Annotated in this window: 16 protein-coding genes; 9 read left to right on the top strand and 7 right to left on the bottom strand. The window is 72.3% G+C overall.

Annotation, left to right across the window (positions count from 1 at the left end; translation table 11 throughout):
• Entirely contained in the window at window positions 1–822 is an 822-nt protein-coding gene (locus AB3X52_RS08270) for an IclR family transcriptional regulator (RefSeq protein ID WP_367993159.1), read from the bottom strand.
• Window positions 823–888: 66 nt separating this feature from the next.
• Here AB3X52_RS08270 and AB3X52_RS08265 point away from each other — a divergent pair, with 66 nt between their 5' ends.
• Window positions 889–1,464 carry a helix-turn-helix domain-containing protein gene (locus AB3X52_RS08265; protein WP_367993157.1) on the top strand — a complete coding sequence of 192 codons (576 nt, stop codon included), beginning with the start codon at window positions 889–891 and terminating at the stop codon, window positions 1,462–1,464.
• Between the two features lie 47 nt (window positions 1,465–1,511).
• Here AB3X52_RS08265 and AB3X52_RS08260 read toward each other — a convergent pair whose 3' ends face one another.
• Complete coding sequence (locus AB3X52_RS08260; protein WP_367993155.1) at window positions 1,512–3,155, bottom strand: purple acid phosphatase family protein; 1,644 nt, start codon at window positions 3,153–3,155, stop codon at window positions 1,512–1,514.
• Window positions 3,156–3,272: 117 nt separating this feature from the next.
• On the opposite strand from AB3X52_RS08260, the gene AB3X52_RS08255 reads away from it, so the two are divergent.
• From AB3X52_RS08255 to AB3X52_RS08225, 7 genes are all read left to right on the top strand, one after another.
• A complete protein-coding gene (locus tag AB3X52_RS08255) occupies window positions 3,273–4,955 on the top strand; it encodes an FAD-binding dehydrogenase (protein ID WP_367993153.1) in 1,683 nt (560 codons plus the stop codon).
• Between the two features lie 92 nt (window positions 4,956–5,047).
• Window positions 5,048–5,809 carry a DeoR/GlpR family DNA-binding transcription regulator gene (locus AB3X52_RS08250; protein ID WP_367993152.1) on the top strand — a complete coding sequence of 254 codons (762 nt, stop codon included), beginning with the start codon at window positions 5,048–5,050 and terminating at the stop codon, window positions 5,807–5,809.
• 152 nt (window positions 5,810–5,961) lie between these two features.
• Window positions 5,962–7,326 (top strand): ABC transporter substrate-binding protein, encoded by a 1,365-nt coding sequence (locus AB3X52_RS08245; RefSeq protein ID WP_367993150.1) that lies wholly within the window; start codon window positions 5,962–5,964, stop codon window positions 7,324–7,326.
• Window positions 7,327–7,348: 22 nt separating this feature from the next.
• Complete coding sequence (locus tag AB3X52_RS08240) at window positions 7,349–8,302, top strand: carbohydrate ABC transporter permease (protein ID WP_367993148.1); 954 nt, start codon at window positions 7,349–7,351, stop codon at window positions 8,300–8,302.
• Window positions 8,302–9,189, top strand: coding sequence for a carbohydrate ABC transporter permease (locus AB3X52_RS08235; RefSeq protein ID WP_367993146.1), 888 nt, complete (start codon window positions 8,302–8,304; stop codon window positions 9,187–9,189). Before AB3X52_RS08240 ends, AB3X52_RS08235 begins: the two co-directional genes overlap by 1 nt.
• Window positions 9,186–10,661: a mannitol dehydrogenase family protein gene (locus AB3X52_RS08230; RefSeq protein ID WP_367993144.1), complete on the top strand. Its 1,476-nt coding sequence runs from the start codon at window positions 9,186–9,188 to the stop codon at window positions 10,659–10,661. Before AB3X52_RS08235 ends, AB3X52_RS08230 begins: the two co-directional genes overlap by 4 nt.
• Before the next feature lie 26 nt (window positions 10,662–10,687).
• Window positions 10,688–11,404, top strand: coding sequence for a YoaK family protein (locus AB3X52_RS08225; RefSeq protein ID WP_367993142.1), 717 nt, complete (start codon window positions 10,688–10,690; stop codon window positions 11,402–11,404).
• 260 nt (window positions 11,405–11,664) lie between these two features.
• Here the strand turns inward: AB3X52_RS08225 and AB3X52_RS08220 are convergent, their stop codons facing one another.
• Window positions 11,665–12,558 carry an NAD(+)/NADH kinase gene (locus AB3X52_RS08220; RefSeq protein WP_367993140.1) on the bottom strand — a complete coding sequence of 298 codons (894 nt, stop codon included), beginning with the start codon at window positions 12,556–12,558 and terminating at the stop codon, window positions 11,665–11,667.
• The gene (locus tag AB3X52_RS08215; protein WP_367993139.1) at window positions 12,555–13,598 is read right to left on the bottom strand and encodes an SPFH domain-containing protein; all 1,044 of its coding nucleotides are present in this window, start codon (window positions 13,596–13,598) and stop codon (window positions 12,555–12,557) included. Before AB3X52_RS08215 ends, AB3X52_RS08220 begins: the two co-directional genes overlap by 4 nt.
• Before the next feature lie 88 nt (window positions 13,599–13,686).
• Here AB3X52_RS08215 and AB3X52_RS08210 point away from each other — a divergent pair, with 88 nt between their 5' ends.
• Window positions 13,687–14,412, top strand: a complete 726-nt coding sequence (locus tag AB3X52_RS08210) for an NUDIX hydrolase (RefSeq protein WP_367993137.1) — start codon at window positions 13,687–13,689, stop codon at window positions 14,410–14,412.
• A gap of 22 nt (window positions 14,413–14,434) precedes the next feature.
• Here AB3X52_RS08210 and AB3X52_RS08205 read toward each other — a convergent pair whose 3' ends face one another.
• The 3 genes from AB3X52_RS08205 to AB3X52_RS08195 are packed head-to-tail and all read right to left on the bottom strand — an operon-like array spanning window position 14,435 to window position 16,955.
• Complete coding sequence (locus AB3X52_RS08205; RefSeq protein WP_367993135.1) at window positions 14,435–14,914, bottom strand: nucleoside deaminase; 480 nt, start codon at window positions 14,912–14,914, stop codon at window positions 14,435–14,437.
• Window positions 14,911–15,414 carry a 2-oxo-4-hydroxy-4-carboxy-5-ureidoimidazoline decarboxylase gene (gene uraD, locus AB3X52_RS08200; RefSeq protein ID WP_367993133.1) on the bottom strand — a complete coding sequence of 168 codons (504 nt, stop codon included), beginning with the start codon at window positions 15,412–15,414 and terminating at the stop codon, window positions 14,911–14,913. Before uraD ends, AB3X52_RS08205 begins: the two co-directional genes overlap by 4 nt.
• An 11-nt stretch (window positions 15,415–15,425) precedes the next feature.
• On the bottom strand, window positions 15,426–16,955 hold the full coding sequence (locus AB3X52_RS08195) for an AtzH-like domain-containing protein (protein ID WP_367993131.1): 1,530 nt from the start codon (window positions 16,953–16,955) through the stop codon (window positions 15,426–15,428).
• Window positions 16,956–16,976 lie beyond the last annotated feature (21 nt).

The following is a 16,976-nucleotide window of genomic DNA, read 5'->3' as shown; positions in this document are numbered from 1 at the left end:
TCAGGCGGAGACGGCCAGCTGCTGGCGCGTGGGGCGGGACGGGGCGGCCGCCCGGGTGCGGGCGAGGGCCTTCGTCGCGGCGCCGGTGACCTGTCGCAGCAGCGGCTCGAGGCGCTGCTGGTCGAGGCGGCCCGCCGGGACCGAGATCGACATGGCCGCGACCGGTCGGCCGGTCGGGCCGAAGACCGGTGCGGCCAGGCAGGCCAGCCCCGGGACCACCTCTTCGTCCTCCCGGGCGATGCCACGGTGGCGTACGTCGGCGAGCTGGTCCTGCAGCGCCTCACCATCGGCGACGGTGGCGGTGGTGAAGCGCACCATCCGGCGCGCGAGGGTGAGCTCGAGCGCATCGGGGTCGTGGGCGAGCATCGCCTTCCCGACCGCGGTGGCGTACGCCGGCACCCGGCCGCCGATCCGGGAGGGTGACTTCACGTGGCGATGCCCGTAGAGCTTGGCGAGGTAGACCACGTCAGTGCCGTGCAGGCCGGCCAGGTGCACGGTCTCGTGGGTGGCCTCGTAGAGGTCGCAGAGGTAGGGCATGAGTCGGTCGCGCAGCGGCTCGAGGCCGGAGGAGTAGACCGAGCGTCCGAGCTCGTGGAGGCGCGCGCCGAGCCGATAGTCGCGGCCGATCCGCTCGACGACGCCGTTGCGCTCGAGCATGCCGAGGACGCGGAACGCAGTCGACTTGCTCAGGTGGGCGCGCCGGGCGAGCTCGCTGACGCCCACGCCGGAGGCGGCGTCGGCGCCGAAGGAGACCAGCAGGCTGATCGCCTTGTCGACGGCGGCGCGGTCGTCGCGTCCCGCCTGGAAGGTGTCGGTCGTCACAGGCTGATCATGACCAACCAGTGATGGGCGCTTCAACCTGACGATGGTCCAATATAATTGACGACCGTGTCCTCCCATCAGCAGCTCGTCGCGCGCAATGTCCGCCGTTTCCGGCAGGAGCGGGGCCTCTCGATGGGTGAGCTCGCCCGGCGCGCGGGTCTAGCCAAACAGACGCTGTCGACCATCGAGCAGGGTCAGGGCAACCCGACCGTCGAGACATTGGCGCTGCTCGGCGACGCACTGGACGTGTCGCTGCGCCGGCTCCTGACCGAGTGGGGCACGCCGGTCTACGTCCAACGCGCCGCCGGTGCCGAATGGGCCGACCACGCCCAGTGGCGCGAGCGGCTGCTCGACGAGGTCTACGGCTCCGGCTATGTCCGGACGCTCCTGCTTCGCCTCGACCGCCGCGCTCACCAGCGGCCGGAGATCGACGCCCATACGGCCGGCACCCTGCATCACCTCTACGTCATCTCCGGCCGGCTCCGCACCGGCCCGCTCAGCGAGCCGGTCGAGCTCGGGCCGGGCGACTTCGCGCGCTACCCCGGCGACGTGCCGCACGTGCTGGCGCCGCTCACCGAGAAGGTGGTCGCGTTCGTGGTCTCCACCGAGCCGCAGCTGCGACAGGTGGCGCCGGTGCGGTGAGTGCTCCGTGGGCTGACTGACCGGTGAGTCAGCCCACGGAGCCCGCCTCATCGCCGCCCGTCGCGCCGCGGCCGCTGCAGGGTGAACGTCTCGAACGGCGTGAGGGCGCCGTACGGGCCGCTCACCTCGTAGTAGGTGACCTTGATCGACGTCAGGCCGCCCGGTGCGTCACCGGGGTCGACGTCGAACGCGGCGAAGCCGTAGGAGTGTGCGGCGTCGCGGGTCCCGGACCAGACGGCGTCCTCGCGGACGTAGGTCGGCGTGCGCTTGCCGCCGCCGGCGGGCGGCGCGGAGACGGAGACGATGACGCGGCACCGCGGCGGGTCGAAGAGCAGTTGGTTGGACGGCGCCGAGGTGCCACCACCGCCGATGACCATGTGGACGGTGCCCTTGGTGGTGTCGACGACGTCGAGGGCGTCGACGGTCGGGATCGGAGTCCTGGTCTGGTTGTCCTGCTGTCCGCGGATCGCCTTCGACCGCTCGTAGTGGTGCTCGTGGCCGCAGACGACGAGGTCGACGCCGTACTCGTCGAAAACAGGCAGCCACTCCTCCCGGATGCCGAGGTCGGCGCCGTTGAAGTTGTTGGCCGTCGAGATGGCGACCTGGTGCATGCAGACGACGATCCAGTCGATGTCCCGATCGGCGCGGGCCGCCTTCAGGGTCTTCTCCAGCCAGGCCTTCTGCGCGCCGTTCGAGTAGCCGCGCACGTAGTTGTCGCCACCGTCCTGGTAGCAGACGTCGTCGTTGGCGAGGAAGACGAACCGCACCGCGCCGACGGTGAGGGCATACCAGAGCCCGCGGGTCACGTCGGTCTGGCCGGCCTGCCTCGGGAGGTCGAAGTAGGTCTGGTACGCCGCGTACCCGATCGGCCCGTTGCCGAGCTCGTCCTCGTGGTTGCCGGGCGAGGGCATCCACGCGCGGTGGCGGGCGCTGCGGGTGTTGTTGTTCCAGAAGTCCGACCAGGTCCGGACCCGGTCGGTGGCGAGGTTGGCGTAGCAGAGGTCGCCGTTGAAGAGGTGGAGCAGCGGGCTGAGGCTCTCCACGCCGGCGGTCGTGTCGCCTGCCGCGGGCGAGCCGAGGTTGTCGTTCACATAGGTGCCGTTGACCTGCTTGCCCATCGTCGGCGTGCCCTGGTCGCCGAAGCTGGTGAAGCGGAACGCCTGGCGTCCCTTCGGCGCGGTCCGGAAGGTGCCGAACTCCGGCGCCGCACCGTCGTGCACGGCGAGATAGACGTACGCCGTGTCCGGGCGGAGCCGGGTCGCGCGGGCGTGGTAGGCGTGGACCAACGTGCCCGACTTGGCGTCGGTGTAGGAGGCGGCGACCGCTCGGACGGTCTGCTCGTAGGCACCACCGTCCTTCGCGATCAGGACCCGCGGGTTCTTGACCGTCTCGAGTGCGTGCCAGGTGACGCTCGCCGACGTGGTCGGGTCAGCGCCGAAGGTCACGTGCAGGCCGGCGACCGGCGGCACCGGAGCGGCCGGCGTGGGCGACGGGGACGGGACGGGGGAGTGGCCGGTGTGCGCGGCAGGCGCGACGGACCCGGCGGGCTGCGCGTCGGCACTGCCGGGGACGAGGCCGAGGGTGGCGGCCGCCCCGGTGGCGCCGAGGGCGGCGAGCAGACTGCGGCGGGAGAAGTCGGAGCCCTGGGTAGAGGGGGAGGGGCCCGAGACAGGAGTGGTGGTGTCAGTCACGGACGTCAGGCTGGCGCGCCCAGATGGATAGCCACGCTAAGCACAGGCGAACGTCCGGCGAATCGTCATCGGCGCCGCGGCTGACGCCGCCCATGGTTACTCCCTAGTATGCGATCCATGTCGCAGCGCACCGCCGTGTCCCAGGCCGACGTGATCGTCGTCGGCGCCGGCCTCGCCGGCCTCGTCGCCGCCGCGGAGGCGGCCGACGCCGGGAGGAAGGTGCTCCTCGTCGACCAGGAGCCGGAGCAGAGCCTGGGTGGCCAGGCCTTCTGGAGTCTCGGCGGGCTGTTCCTCGTCGACAGTCCCGAGCAGCGCCGGATGGGGATCAAGGACTCGCGTGAGCTCGCGCTGCAGGACTGGATGGGCAGCGCGCAGTTCGACCGGGACGAGGACTTCTGGCCGCGTCGCTGGGCGGAGGCCTACCTCGACTTCGCCGCGGGCGAGAAGCGGGCCTGGCTCCACCAGATGGGCCACCGCATCTTCCCGGTCGTCGGCTGGGCCGAGCGCGGCGACGGCCGCGCCGACGGTCACGGCAACTCTGTGCCGCGCTTCCACATCACCTGGGGGACCGGCCCCGGGGTCGTCGCGCCCTTCGAGCGGCGGGTCCGCGCGCATGTGGAGGCGGGGCGAGTGGCCTTCGCGTTCCGGCACCGCGTGGACGAGGTCGCCGTCGAGGGCGGGGCCGCCGTCGGCGTACGCGGGAAGGTGCTGGAGCCGGTGCCGCCGGCCTTCGAGCGGGGCACCGCCAGCTCCCGGGTGGAGGTCGGCGACTTCGAGCTGCGGGGCCAGGCGGTGATTGTGACCAGTGGCGGCATCGGCGGCAACCACGACCTGGTCCGCAAGGCCTGGCCCGCCCGGCTCGGCAGCCCGCCGGCGAGCATGGTCAGTGGCGTGCCCGCCCACGTCGACGGCCGGATGATCCAGATCACCCGCGACGCCGGCGCGCGGATCATCAACGACGACCGGATGTGGCACTACGTCGAGGGCATCCGCAACTGGGACCCCATCTGGGCCAACCACGGCATCCGGATCCTCCCCGGCCCGAGCAGCCTGTGGCTCGACGCCGCCGGCAAGCGACTGCCCGCGCCCAACTTCCCCGGCTTCGACACCCTCGGCACGCTCAAGGTGCTGCGGGAGTCGGGCTACGACTACTCGTGGTTCGTCCTGACCCAGCGGATCATCGAGAAGGAGTTCGCCCTCTCCGGCTCGGAGCAGAACCCCGACCTGACCGGCAAGGACGTCCGCGGCGTCATCGACCGGGCACGCAAGGGGCCGGGGCCGGTCGAGGCGTTCAAGCAGCACGGCGAGGACTTCGTCGTCGCCGACACCCTGACCGATCTGGTCGCCGGGATGAACAGGCTCGCCGAGGTGGAGCCGACCGGCCCCCGGATCGACGAGGGCGAGCTGCGCCGGATCATGGAGGCGCGCGACCGCCAGATCGCGAACCCCTACGCCAAGGACGCGCAGATCACGGCCATGTACGCTGCCCGCCACTACCGCGGCGACAAGCTCTCCCGGGTGGCGAAACCGCACGCGCTCCTCGACCCCGCGGCCGGTCCGCTCATCGCGGTGAAGCTCCACATCCTGTCCCGCAAGACGCTCGGGGGCCTCGAGACCGACCTGTCGGGTCGCTGCCTCACGTCGGCCGGCGTACCCCTGCCCGGCCTCTACGCCGCGGGCGAGGTCAACGGCTTCGGCGGGGGCGGAATGATGGGCTACAACGCCCTCGAAGGGACCTTCCTCGGCGGTTGCCTCTTCTCCGGGCGTACGGCGGGCCGGGCGGCCGCCGCTGCGCTCTGACGCCACCCCGCGAACCCGCATCGTGCGTCGACCGGGCGCGGACCGGGCGCCCGATCCGTCCGTTCCGGGCACGGATCGGGCATGATGGCGGGATGGAGGTCGAGGCCCGGCATCAGGCGATCCTCGCGCGGGCGCGCGCCGAGGGACGCGTCAGCGTGACGACGCTCGCGCCCGAGCTCGGCGTCGCCGTCGAGACGCTCCGTCGCGACCTGAAGATCCTCGCGGACCGCGGTGTCGTGCAGCGGGTCTACGGCGGTGCCGTCGCGGTCGAGACCGCGGGCTTCGAGACCGACCTCGACTTCCGCTCCGCCTCCGACGTCACCGAGAAGCACCGTGTCGCCACCGCGGCCGCGCAGCGCCGCCAGGGCGCAGAGACCGTCTACATCGACGAGGGGGCCACGCCGCAGTTCATCGCCGAGGCGCTCGTCGGCTCCGGCCCGATGACGGTCGTGACGCCGTCCCTGCCGGTGGCGACGCGCCTGTCGGTGGAGCCGGACGTCACCGTGCTCCTCCTGGGCGGACGCGTCCGCGGCCACACCCAGGGGACCGTCGACCACTGGGCCGTCCGGATGCTCGGCGAGCTGGTCGTCGACCTCGCCTACATCGGCGCCAACGGCATCTCCCGCGACCATGGGGTGACCACCCAGGATCCCGCCGTCGCGGCCGTGAAGCGGGCGGCGATCGAGCGGTCCCGGCGCCGCATCCTCTTCGGCGCCCACACGAAGTTCGGCGCCAGCAGCCTGTGCCGCTTCGCGGAGCTGCGCGACTTCGAGGCGGTCGTGACCGGAGTGGAGCTCCCGGCCGCGGAGGCGCATCGGTATGCCGCGCTCGGCGCGCCCGTCCTGCGCGTTTGAGCAGGGCTGCTCAGCCTGAGCGCGTGCTGAGGCGGGCCTGAGCAGACCCTGAACCGGGCATGAACCGGGCACCCCGAGCGCCCTCACCGGGCTAGGTGTCCGAGGCTGATCTGGACCATCGTTTCCTGTGACCGACGTCACGAGGAGACAGCATGCGTGGAACGACCAGGGCCGCCGCCGCGATGGCGTCGCTCGCGCTGGCGGGCGGGGCGATGACCGGGTGCGCGGCCGGCGCCGGGCAGTTCGTCGGCGGCGGGGCCCACACCGTCACGGTGCTGATGGTCAACAACCCGCAGATGCTCGAGCTGCAGAAGCTCACGGCGAAGCACTTCACGAAGGACACCGGCATCAAGGTGCGCTTCGTGGTCAAGGTCGAGCAGGACATGCGCGACACCGCCAGCACCGAGTTCGCCAACCAGTCCGGGGTCTACGACGTCGCGACGCTGTCCAACTTCGAGATCCCCTACTACGCCAAGGCGGGCTGGATCGCGAGCATGGAGAGCGTCGCCAAGGACCCCTCCTTCGACCAGTCCGACATCTTCCCGTCGATGACGCAGGCCCTGTCGTACGACGGCACCGTGTACGGCGAGCCGTTCTACGGCGAGTCCTCGTTCCTGATGTACCGCAAGGACGTCTTCGCCAAGCTCGGCATCGACGTGCCGACCGACCCCACCTGGGACCAGGTCGCCCAGTGGGCGGCCAAGGTCGACCAGTCGGAGCAGGGGATGAAGGGCATCTGCCTGCGCGGTCTCGCCGGCTGGGGCGACAATCTCGCGCCGCTCACGACGGTCGTCAACACGATGGGCGGCACCTGGTTCGACGACGACTGGAACGCCCAGGTCAACACCGACGGCTTCAAGAAGGCGGCGAACTTCTACGTCGACCTCGTCCGCAAGCACGGCGAGCCGGGCGCGGCGACCTTCAGCTTCCCGCAGTGCCTCAACGCGCTGCAGCAGGGCAAGGTCGCGATGTGGTACGACTCCACGGCCGGTGCGGGGTCGCTCGAGGCCCCCGACTCGCCGGTCAAGGGCAAGATCGGCTACGTCGCCGCACCGCACGACCAGACCCCGCGGTCCGGGTGGCTCTACACCTGGGCCTGGGCCGTCGAGAAGGCCTCGAAGCACCGGGCCGACGCGATGAAGTTCGTCAGCTGGGCCTCCAGCAAGGAGTACGAGAAGCTCGTCGAGCAGGACACGGGGAGCGACACGGGCGGGCCGACCAACGTCCCCGCGGGCAAGCGGCTGTCGACGTACTCCGACCCGGCCTATCTCAAGGTCGCCTCGGCGTTCGCGAAGCCGACGCGCAGCGCGATCGAGCACGCGCCAGCGAAGAGCCCGGGTGTGCAGAAGCGGCCCTACTCCGGCATCCAGTTCGTGGGGATCCCGTCCTTCACCGACTTCGGCACGGAGTGCGCGAAGCTGATGAGCAGTGCCATCGCCGGCTCGCAGAGCACCGACTCCGCGCTGAACAGCTGCCAGAGCCTCGCCCAGGCCGCGGGCGAGCGGCAGAAGCAGTGAACGGGCGCAGGAGGGAACAGAGATGACCGTGACCGTGGCCGACAACGACGTCGTGAGGACGACGAGCGCCGGACCGCCCGTGGCGGCCTACCGGAAGTGGGGGCGCGAGTCCTGGGCGCGTCGCGCGCCGCTGCTGCCGGCGCTGGTGTTCCTCATCGTGGTGACCCAGCTGCCGTTCGTGGCGACGCTGGTCATGTCGTTCATCAGATGGAGCGCCCAGCCGGACGCGCCCGGCAAGTCGTTCGCCGGGTTCGACAACTTCAAGACGGTGTTCACGACCCCGGCCTACCGCCAGGCGGTCTTCACCACGATCGAGATGACCGTCACGATCGTCGTGGTCAGTGCCGTGCTGGCGCTGGTCATCGCGCTCCTGCTGGACCGGAAGTTCCTCGGCCGCGGAGTGGTCCGCACGATGATGATCGCGCCGTTCCTCATCGTGCCGATCGCGGCCGCCGTCTTCTGGGGCAACGGCGTCCTGCAGACCGGCTTCGGCCTGGTCGACGGGCTGCTCGGCCAGCTGGGTGTCCACGATGCCCAGAACATCTCGTTCCTGACCAGCCACCCCAAGCTGGCGATCGAGATCGAGCTCATCTGGCAGTGGACGCCGTTCATGATGCTGATCCTGCTCGCCGGGCTGCAGTCGCGTGACCCGGAGGTGATGGAGGCGGCCAGCATGGACGGTGCCAGCGCCTGGCAGACGTTCGTCCACATGACGCTGCCCCACATCCGTCGCTACCTCGAGCTCAGCGTCGTCCTCGGCACCATCTTCATCGTCCAGAACTTCGACTCCGTGCTCGGCATGACGGGTGGCCTCAACTCGACCAACATCCCGTACGCCGTCTACGAGGTCTTCTACTCCGCGAAGGACTACGGCGTCGCGTCCGCCCTCGGGGTGGTCGTGGTGGTCGGGTCGATCATCGTCGCCACCTTCGGCCTGCGCGTCGTGTCCTCGCTGCTCACCGAGGAGGAGAGCTGATGACCGCCATCGCCCGCACTGCGCACGCGCCGGCCACCGTGGCCCACGTCGCCCGGGTCCGGCGCAAGCGGAGGACCGCGACCATGCTGCTCGGGCTCCTCGCCTGGGTGATCGGGATCATCTTCGTGGTGCCGATCCTCTACATGGTGCTGACCTCGCTCCACCATCCCGGGGACGCGCAGACCTACCCGCCCAGCTGGGGTGCGCCGCTGACGTTCTCGAACTACCACGATCTCTTCGCCACGTCCGACGGCATCGGGGCGCCGCTGCTCAACTCGCTGTTCTGCAGCGTCGTGTCGACGCTCATCGTGCTGGCACTGGCGATCCCGGCGGCCTACGCCCTCGCGGTGAAGCCCGTCCGCCGCTGGAGCGACGCGATGTTCTTCTTCCTCTCGACGAAGATGCTGCCGATGGTGGCGGGGATCCTGCCGGTGTACCTCTTCACCACGAAGATCATCCACATGCCCGACAACGTGTTCGTGCTGGTGGTGCTCTACACCGCGATGAACCTGCCGATCGCGGTGTGGATGATGCGGTCCTTCCTGGCCGAGGTGCCGCCCGCCCTCGTCGAGGCCGCGTCGATCGACGGTGCCGGGACCATGACCATCATGACCCGGATCATCGGGCCGATCGCGATGCCGGGCGTCGCGGCCACCTCGCTCATCTGCTTCATCTTCGCCTGGAACGAACAGCTGTATGCCAAGGTCCTCACCAGCGTCACCGCGGAGACCGGGCCGGTCTTCGTCAACACGCTGATCCAGACCGAGCACTCCTACCTCGCCCAGCTCTCCGCCGGCGCGACGATGATCTCGATCCCGGTGCTGATCGCGGGCTTCGCGGCGCAGGACAAGCTGGTCCAGGGCCTGTCGCTCGGAGCGGTCAAGTGACCCGGCTCGGCACCGCCACGCTAGGGGCTCTCGCCGAGCGGGTCCCGGTCCCGTCGTACGACCGCCGCGCGGTGACGCCGGGGATCGTCCACCTCGGCGTCGGCGGCTTCCACCGCGCGCACCAGGCCAGGTACGTCGACGAGCTGATGAACCACGGGCTGGCGCTCGACTGGGGGATCGTCGGGGTGGGGCTGATGCCGCAGGACGCGCACATGCGCGACGTGCTGCACGCCCAGGAGTGTCTCTACACGCTGGTCGAGAAGGAGGCCGACGGCGAGCTGCGGCCGCGCGTCATCGGGTCGATCGTCGACTACCTGTTCGCCCCGGACGACCCCGACGCCGTCCTCGCCCGGCTCACCGACCCGGCCACCCGGATCGTCTCGCTGACCGTCACCGAGGGTGGCTACCACGTCAACCAGGCCACCGGTGAGTTCGATCCCGGCGACCCGGAGATCCAGGCGGACCTGCGACCCGGCGCGACGCCGCGGACCGCGTTCGGGTTCCTCGTCGAGGCGCTCGCGCGACGACGCGCGGCCGGCGTCGCGCCATTCACGGTCATGTCCTGCGACAACATCGCGGGCAACGGCCACGTGGCGAGCAGGATGATCGGCGCCTTCGCCACGCTTCGCGACCCTGAGCTCGGTGCCTGGATCGCCGCGGAGGTCGCCTTCCCCAACTCGATGGTGGACCGGATCACGCCGGTCACCACCGACGACGACCGTGAGCTGCTGGCGCTCCGCTTCGGCGTCGAGGACGGCTGGCCGGTCGTCTGCGAGCCGTTCACCCAGTGGGTGCTGGAGGAGCGCTTCGGGGACGGGCGGCCGCCGTACGAGAAGGCCGGCGTCCAGGTCGTCGACGACGTCGAGCCCTACGAGCTGATGAAGCTGCGCCTGCTCAACGCCAGCCACCAGGCGCTGGCCTACCTCGGCTATCTCGCGGGCTACCGCTATGCGCACGAGGTGTGCCAGGACCCGCTCTTCGTCGGCTTCCTGCTGGGCTACATGGAGCAGGAGGGGACGCCGACGCTGGCGCCCGTGCCGGGCGTCGACCTGGCGGCCTATCGCGAGGAGCTCGTCGCACGCTTCGCCAACCCCCACATCCGCGACACCCTGGCACGGCTGTGCGCGGAGAGCTCCGACCGGATCCCGAAGTGGCTGGTGCCGGTGATCCGCCACCAGCTCGACCACGGCGGCGAGATCCGCCGGTCCGCGCTGGTCGTCGCATCCTGGGCCCGCTACGCCGAGGGCGTCGACGAGCAGGGCGAGCCCATCGCGGTGGTCGACCGCCGCCGCGACGAGGTGATGGCGCGCGCGGCCCAGCAGCGGGACGACCCGCTCGCCTTCCTGCGCGATCCCGACCTCTTCGGGCCCCTCGCCGAGGAGGCGCGCTTCACCGAGCCGTACCTCGCCGCGCTGGCGTCCCTCCACGAGGTCGGCGCGCGCCGGACGCTGGAGGTCGGGGAGGCCTTCTGAGCAGTCCCGCGCCGTCGTCCCCCACAATGGCGGCCGTGACCGAGAGACTCCGCGCCGTCCCGACCGAGACGATGCACCTGTGGCTGATGCTGGTGCTGACCTTCACCACCGGCATCAACGACGCCGTCGGCTATCTCGGGCTCGACAAGGTCTTCACCGGCAACATGACCGGCAACGTGGTCGTCCTCGGCATGGCGCTCGTCGGCGACACCGGTCTCCCGGTCGTGGGCCCTGCGCTCGCGCTGCTGGGCTTCCTCGCCGGCGCGGCGTTCGGCGGGCGGGTGCTCAAGGCGGAGAAGGAGCCGTGGAGCCCGCGCGCCACCGGTCTCTTCGCCCTGGTCGCGGCGATCATGCTGGGTCTCGCCGCGCTGCTGTTCTCGGCCGGCGAGGACCCCTCGCGGGCGGTGATGACGATCACGACGACGCTCGCGGCCATCGCCATGGGCACCCAGGCCGCGGCCGCCCGCCACATCGCGGTCAAGGACGTCACGACCGTCGTCGTCACCAGCACGCTCACGGGTCTCGCCGCCGACAGCCCGATCGGCGCCGGCAAGGCCGGCTGGCTCGACGGCGGCACGGCGCGTCGCTTCGTCGCCGTCGCGCTGATCCTCCTGGGTGCCCTCGTCGGGGCGGGGCTGCTCCGGGTGGAGCTCGGCGCCGGGCTCCTCACGGCCGGCGTCGTCATCGCCGTCACCACCGCGGTCGGCAGCTGGCACCACCGGGCCGTGACCACGATCCTCTGAGATCGGGGCGCGCGAGCCCGCGTTGGCGTCGTCGGCCGACTGCGGCCACCTGGCCCCCGGCCGCGCGCAGCTCCGCGCGGCTCGTCGAGGACGTGGTGCGGGCATTGACCGAACGGTCGGTCAACGCGCCCGGCTCCTTCGGCGTCCTCGGCAACGGCGAGACCCAGCCGTGCCGCCGAAGCCGGTGGGAGGCGGCCGGCCACGCAGCTGTCGCGGCTCGATGAACCGTAGACGGCCCCGCCGGTGGGCGGGCAGGACGCTCAGGCAGCGAGCCGGAGCGTCCGCGCGGAGCGTCGTACGACGACCCGCTGGCCCCAGCCCAGCGCGAGGCTGTCGCTCTCCATGCCGTCGCCGAAGACGACGAGCCGGTCCGAGGCGACGTCGATGCTCAGCTCCTCGGCGTCGCGCAGCTCGCCCTCCGTGCAGCGCGTCCCGGTCGCGGGAGAGGGCCAGGCCTCACGGACGAACCAGGCGAGCCGCGCCTCGGCCGGCTGTGGCAGGACGAGGTCGCTGTGGCGCTCCAGCCAGGTCGAGCGGCACCAACCGGTCGCGCCGGTTCCGGTCGCGACGATCAGGCCGCTCGAGGCCTGGTCCTCGCCGGCGTCGCCGGGAGCGGTGAGGCGGTAGCGGGCGGTCTGGTGGCTGGCGTGCCCGACGTAGACCTCGTTGAGCGCGAGCAGACGCTGGCCGTCGTCCGCCACCGCCTCGACCATCGTCCGCTCCTCGAGGCCCAGGCGGCCCCGAGCCAGGTCGTGGAGGAGCGCGCCGGCGGCGTCGGCCGGGTGGCGGACGAGGACACCCGGGTTGCGGCCCGGCTCGGGGTCGATGCCGACGACGGGCTGCCCGGTGAGGTACTTCGCGACGTTGGCGACCAGACCGTCCTGTCCCACGACGATCACGATGTCCTCGGGCGCGAAGAGGAACCGGTCGAGGTCGGCCCGCTCGACCGCACCCTGGCGCCAGTCGAGCGGGATGGCCGCGGTGACCGTGTCGAGCGCCGCCCGGGTCGCCTCGTGGCGGTCGCGGACCTCCGCCAGGTCGCGACCGCGCGTCGAGAGGAAGAAGCCGACCTGGCCCATCGTCCCGTGGTGCGCCACGAGCTCCTCGAGCTCCGTCCGGCGGCGTACGACGACCACCCGGGGTGCCACGCTCACGACTCGCTCCTCGCCGTGCCCTCGGGCCCGGCCGTACGGCGTGCGCTGCCGGCGCCGAGCCTCGCCAGGACCGGTGCGAGCAGGTCCGGGGTGAGGACCAGGTTGTCGATGGCGGGCAGGTGGGTGGCGAGCTCCTTGGCGGCGAGGCCGAGCAGGACGCCCTCGGGCAGGTCGGCGTAGGCGGCCAGGCGGGCGCTCTCCGCGTCGGCGGCGGCCAGCCCGGTGACGCGGGTCGCGGCCGCGTCGGCCTCGGCCATCACCTGGGTGCGCTCCGCCGTCGCCTCGGTGGCGATCCGGCCGGCCGCGGCCTGCTCCTCCGCCTCGCGGCGGGCATTGGCGCCGCGCTGGGCGACCAGCTGCTCCTCGCGGCGGGCGAGCTCGATCTGGGTCTGCAGCTCGTTCTCACCGATCGCCCGCTCGCGCTCGACGGCCAGCGCCCGACGCTCGTAGGTCGCCTTGTCGGCGTCCTGCTGGACCTGCTCGCGCGTCGGGGTGAGCAGGGCCTTCTCGACCTCGGGCTCGGGACGCAGGGCGACGACGCGGACGCCGATGACGGCGAGCCCGGTCTCGGTGATCCGGCTGTCCGCGGCGAGGCCGGCGGCGATGGCGTCGCGGACCGGCCCGACGCCCGCCGCGAGCGCGGCGGTGAGGGTCGTGCCGGCGAGCAGGTCGAGCGCGTACTGCTGCGCGGTCTCGGTGAGCAGCCCGGCCACCTGGTCGAGCGGGCTGCCGCGCCAGCGGCCGTTCTCCGGGTCGAGGGAGAAGTCGATGCGCGCCGAGACGACGGCCGGGTCGACGATCCGGAAGCTGACCGTCGCCTGCACGGTGACGTCCTGGAAGTCGGCGGTGCGGGCGTGGAAGAAGAGCGGCAGCTCGCGGTCGTCGACCGGGACCTCGGAGAGGACCGCCGAGAGCGGCCGGAACCAGAACGACTGGCCGGTGCCGCTGTGGACGGTCCGGCCTCCCTTGACGTGCTGGACGTGCGTGGTCGCCGTCCCGCGCAGGTGACGGACGAAGGGGTAGCGGGCGATGTCGGCCATCGGAACCTCCTGAGTGGTTATCGTTAAACTGACGATAAGTGACGACGGCACTTGTCGTCAAGATGATGATTAGTGGAGGATGGGCGGCATGGCTCACATCTCGAGCGCCGACTACGACCCCGCCGACTTCCCCCCGTTCGCCGTGACGGCCGACCTCGTCGTGCTCACCGTCCGCGACGACGCGCTCTGTGCGCTCGTCGTCCGCCGCGGCGAGGAGCCGTACGCCGGCCGGCGGGCGCTCCCGGGCGGGTTCGTCCGTGAGCGGGAGGATCTGCGGGACGCCGCTGTCCGCGAGCTCGCCGAGGAGACGGGGCTGACCCCCGGGGCGGTCCACCTCGAGCAGTTGGCGACGTACGGCGCCCCCGATCGTGACCCGCGGATGCGGGTCGTCACCGTCGCCCACCTCGCGCTCGCGCCCGACCTGCCGACACCCGCCGCCGGGGGTGACGCCGCGGGGGCGGAGTGGTGCCCGGTCGAGGAGCTGCTCGCCGGCGGCGGCGCGGAGCTCGCCTTCGACCACGCGGCGATCCTGCGCGACGGCGTCGAGCGGGCGCGGTCGAAGCTGGAGTACACCCCGCTGGGGGCGGCGTTCTGCCGACCCGAGTTCACCGTCGCCGAGCTGCGGCGGGTCTACGAGATCGTCTGGGGCGTCACGCTCGACCCGCGCAACTTCCATCGCAAGGTGACCCGGACCGAGGGCTTCCTCGAGCCGACGGGTGCCACGACGAGCCGGGACGGCGGTCGCCCCGCGCAGCTCTTCCGGCGCGGGGGAGTCGAGGTGCTCTACCCGCCGCTGCTGCGACGGACGCCGTGACGGACGCCGTGCCCGGCGGCGGTCAGTAGGCGGCGCGGTCGCCCTTCGCCAGCCAGGCGTCGAACGGCGCATCGGACTCGTCCAGCCGGTGCTGCTCGAGGCGGCTCGGCCAGCCGGCGCGGGCACGGTCGGTGCCGAAGAGGTCGTGGAAGGCGCGGTCGTCGAACCCGGCGCGCGCCGCGTCGTCCCGGTCGGCGGCATAGACGACCCGGTCCAGGCGCGCCCACAGCGTCGTCGCCAGGCACATGGGGCAGGGCTCGCACGAGGCGTAGAGGGTGGCGCCGGCCAGGGAGAAGGCGCCGAGCTCCGCGCAGGCCGTGCGGATCGCCAGCACCTCCGCGTGGGCGCTCGGGTCGTGGTCGCGGGTGACGCGGTTCTGGCCAGTGGCGACCAGCTCACCGTCGCGGATGACGACTGCGCCGAACGGCCCGCCACCCTCGGTCACGTTGGTGACCGCGAGCGCGACCGCCTGCCGGAGCCAGTGCTCGTCCGTGCTCGTCATGGCGCCACGTCGAACAGTTGCTGGAGGCGCAGCAGCGCGATCTCGCCGAGCTGCTCCCGGGTCACGCGATGCTCGGTCATGTCGTCGTGGCCGAGCCGCTGCTCCAGGATGGTGAGGAGCTGCTCGGGCGCGCGACCGGCGGCGCGGACCAGGTAGGGCCGGCCGAACCGCGTCTCGTAGGTCGCGACGCCCTCGTCGAGGCGGGCCAGGACGTCGGCCTCCTCATCCTCCAGGGCCGCGCGCTCCTTGCGCGAGAGGCGGGCGCTGCGCCCGCGGCCGGCGACCTTCGTCCCGCTCGGCGGCTGGAGCGCGAGGGCGGTCTCGACCTCGGCGTCGCTCCACATGTCCGTCTGCGCGGCGGCCGTGGCCAGGAGCGAGTCGAGGTCGGCGTACGGGCGACCGGCGACCACCGCGGTGACGAACGAGTCGACCGCGGCACACCGGCGTAGGACCTCGGCCGCCTCGGCGGCGCTCACGATGTTGAACTCCTCGATCTGCATCGGACCTCCGGTCATCTCCGGGCCGCGGCGGCGGGCCATTCGGCGGCCATCGCGAGCAGGTCGCGGTCGCGACCGGGCGCCGCGAGCAGGCAGAGGCCGGCGGGCAGGCCCCGCACCGTGCGGAGCGGCAGGCTCACGGCGGGCAGGCCGCCCAGACCCGCGAGGCAGGTCAGCCGGAGGGTGGCGTCCCGAGCCTGCTGGGCGTCGGCGGCCGACGGCGCGACCGAGCTCGCGCTGGGCAGGACGACGACACGGTCGCCGACCAGGTCGCGGATCTGGTCGCAGGCCCGGTCGACGGTGGCCTTCGCGGCCTTGGCCGTCGTCGCGTCGGTGTCGCGGGCGCGCTCGAACCGGCCGCGCACGTCGGCACCGAGCGTGTCGAGCCGGGACTCCAGCCACGCCCCGTGGGCCTGCCAGGCCTCCCATGCCTGCCAGGTGCTGAACGCGGCCAGCCACACGTCGAGGTCGCCGAGCGGCCAGTCCTCGGACCTGGCGTCGGCGGGGGTGGCGTCGCGGACCGCGGCCGCGACGTCGGGCTCGGCGAGCGCGAGCAGGGCGGGGACGGTGACGAGGTCACGCGTGGCGGACCCGGTGGGCGCCTCCGGCAGGAGCACATCGCCCACCGCCTGCAGCAGGAACGCCGACCGGGTCAGCCAGCCGACGGTGTCGAAGCTCGGCGCGAGCGGCAGCACCCCGGTCCGGTCCACCGCGCCGTGCGTGGTGCGGATCCCGTAGAGCCCCTGGTAGGCGGCCGGGACCCGGATCGAGCCACCCGTGTCGGTGCCGAGGCCGATCGTCGCGTGGCCCAGGCTCACTGCGGCCGCGGAGCCGTTGGATGAGCCGCCGGGCAGACGGTGCGGCGCCTTCGGGTTCGGTGGGGTGCCGTAGTGGACGTTCTGGCCGGCCAGGCTGTAGGCGAGCTCGTCGGTGCGGGCGACACCTCGGACCGCGGCGCCGGCGTCGAGCAGCCGCTGCACCACGCCGGCGTGCGCACGCTCCGGCGCGGCGTGGAGGAGCCACTCGGGGTTGCCGGCCCCGATCCGCTGGCCGGCCACGGCGTAGACGTCCTTGACCGCCACGGTCTCGCCCGACAGCGGCGCCTCCTGCTCGAGCCCGACGGTCGGCGGCACCAGCGGGTCGCCGACCAGGCGCCAGATGCTGGCGTCGTACGCCGGCGGCGGGGTGCTCAGGTGAGCGGCGGTGACCTGCCACCGACCGACCTCGTCGCGTGCCCACAGCTGGGTCTGCAGCCCGCGGCCGCCGCGGGTCAGCTCGGTCACGGCCACGACGAGGGCGTGGTCGTCGTCGATCACCTGGACGTGGGTCTGGACGAGGTGGCGCTGGGCGCCGCGGTTCGCCGTCGCGAAACAGGCGCGGACGGCGTCGTGCCCGACGAGCAGGCCGGTGTCGTCCCCGAGCAGCGTCGCCGGGCCGGGCGCATAGAGCCGGTCGAGCGTCTCGGCGTCGTTGCTCGCCAGCGCCTGCTCGTGGGCGCGGAACGCCTCGAGGAGCCCCGGCGGGGTCGGTCGGAGTCGGGCCATGGGGACACAGTAGGGAACGCG

It is taken from the genome of Nocardioides eburneus (assembly GCF_040838215.1).
GTDB classification, from domain to species: Bacteria; Actinomycetota; Actinomycetes; order Propionibacteriales; family Nocardioidaceae; genus Nocardioides; species Nocardioides eburneus.
Note: the sequence above shows the minus strand (reverse complement) of the source record. Positions and strands in the feature narration are given on the sequence as shown.

Excerpts from the sequence above, each read along its gene's own strand:
- AB3X52_RS08255 (WP_367993153.1), top strand. The coding sequence starts at position 3,273 with ATGTCGCAGCGCACCGCCGTGTCCCAGGCCGACGTGATCGTCGTCGGC.
- AB3X52_RS08250 (WP_367993152.1), top strand. The coding sequence starts at position 5,048 with ATGGAGGTCGAGGCCCGGCATCAGGCGATCCTCGCGCGGGCGCGCGCC.
- AB3X52_RS08245 (WP_367993150.1), top strand. The coding sequence starts at position 5,962 with ATGCGTGGAACGACCAGGGCCGCCGCCGCGATGGCGTCGCTCGCGCTG.
- AB3X52_RS08240 (WP_367993148.1), top strand. The coding sequence starts at position 7,349 with ATGACCGTGACCGTGGCCGACAACGACGTCGTGAGGACGACGAGCGCC.
- AB3X52_RS08235 (WP_367993146.1), top strand. The coding sequence starts at position 8,302 with ATGACCGCCATCGCCCGCACTGCGCACGCGCCGGCCACCGTGGCCCAC.
- AB3X52_RS08225 (WP_367993142.1), top strand. The coding sequence starts at position 10,688 with ATGGCGGCCGTGACCGAGAGACTCCGCGCCGTCCCGACCGAGACGATG.
- AB3X52_RS08215 (WP_367993139.1), bottom strand. The coding sequence starts at position 13,598 with ATGGCCGACATCGCCCGCTACCCCTTCGTCCGTCACCTGCGCGGGACG.
- AB3X52_RS08210 (WP_367993137.1), top strand. The coding sequence starts at position 13,687 with ATGGCTCACATCTCGAGCGCCGACTACGACCCCGCCGACTTCCCCCCG.
- AB3X52_RS08205 (WP_367993135.1), bottom strand. The coding sequence starts at position 14,914 with ATGACGAGCACGGACGAGCACTGGCTCCGGCAGGCGGTCGCGCTCGCG.
- uraD (WP_367993133.1), bottom strand. The coding sequence starts at position 15,414 with ATGCAGATCGAGGAGTTCAACATCGTGAGCGCCGCCGAGGCGGCCGAG.
- AB3X52_RS08195 (WP_367993131.1), bottom strand. The coding sequence starts at position 16,955 with ATGGCCCGACTCCGACCGACCCCGCCGGGGCTCCTCGAGGCGTTCCGC.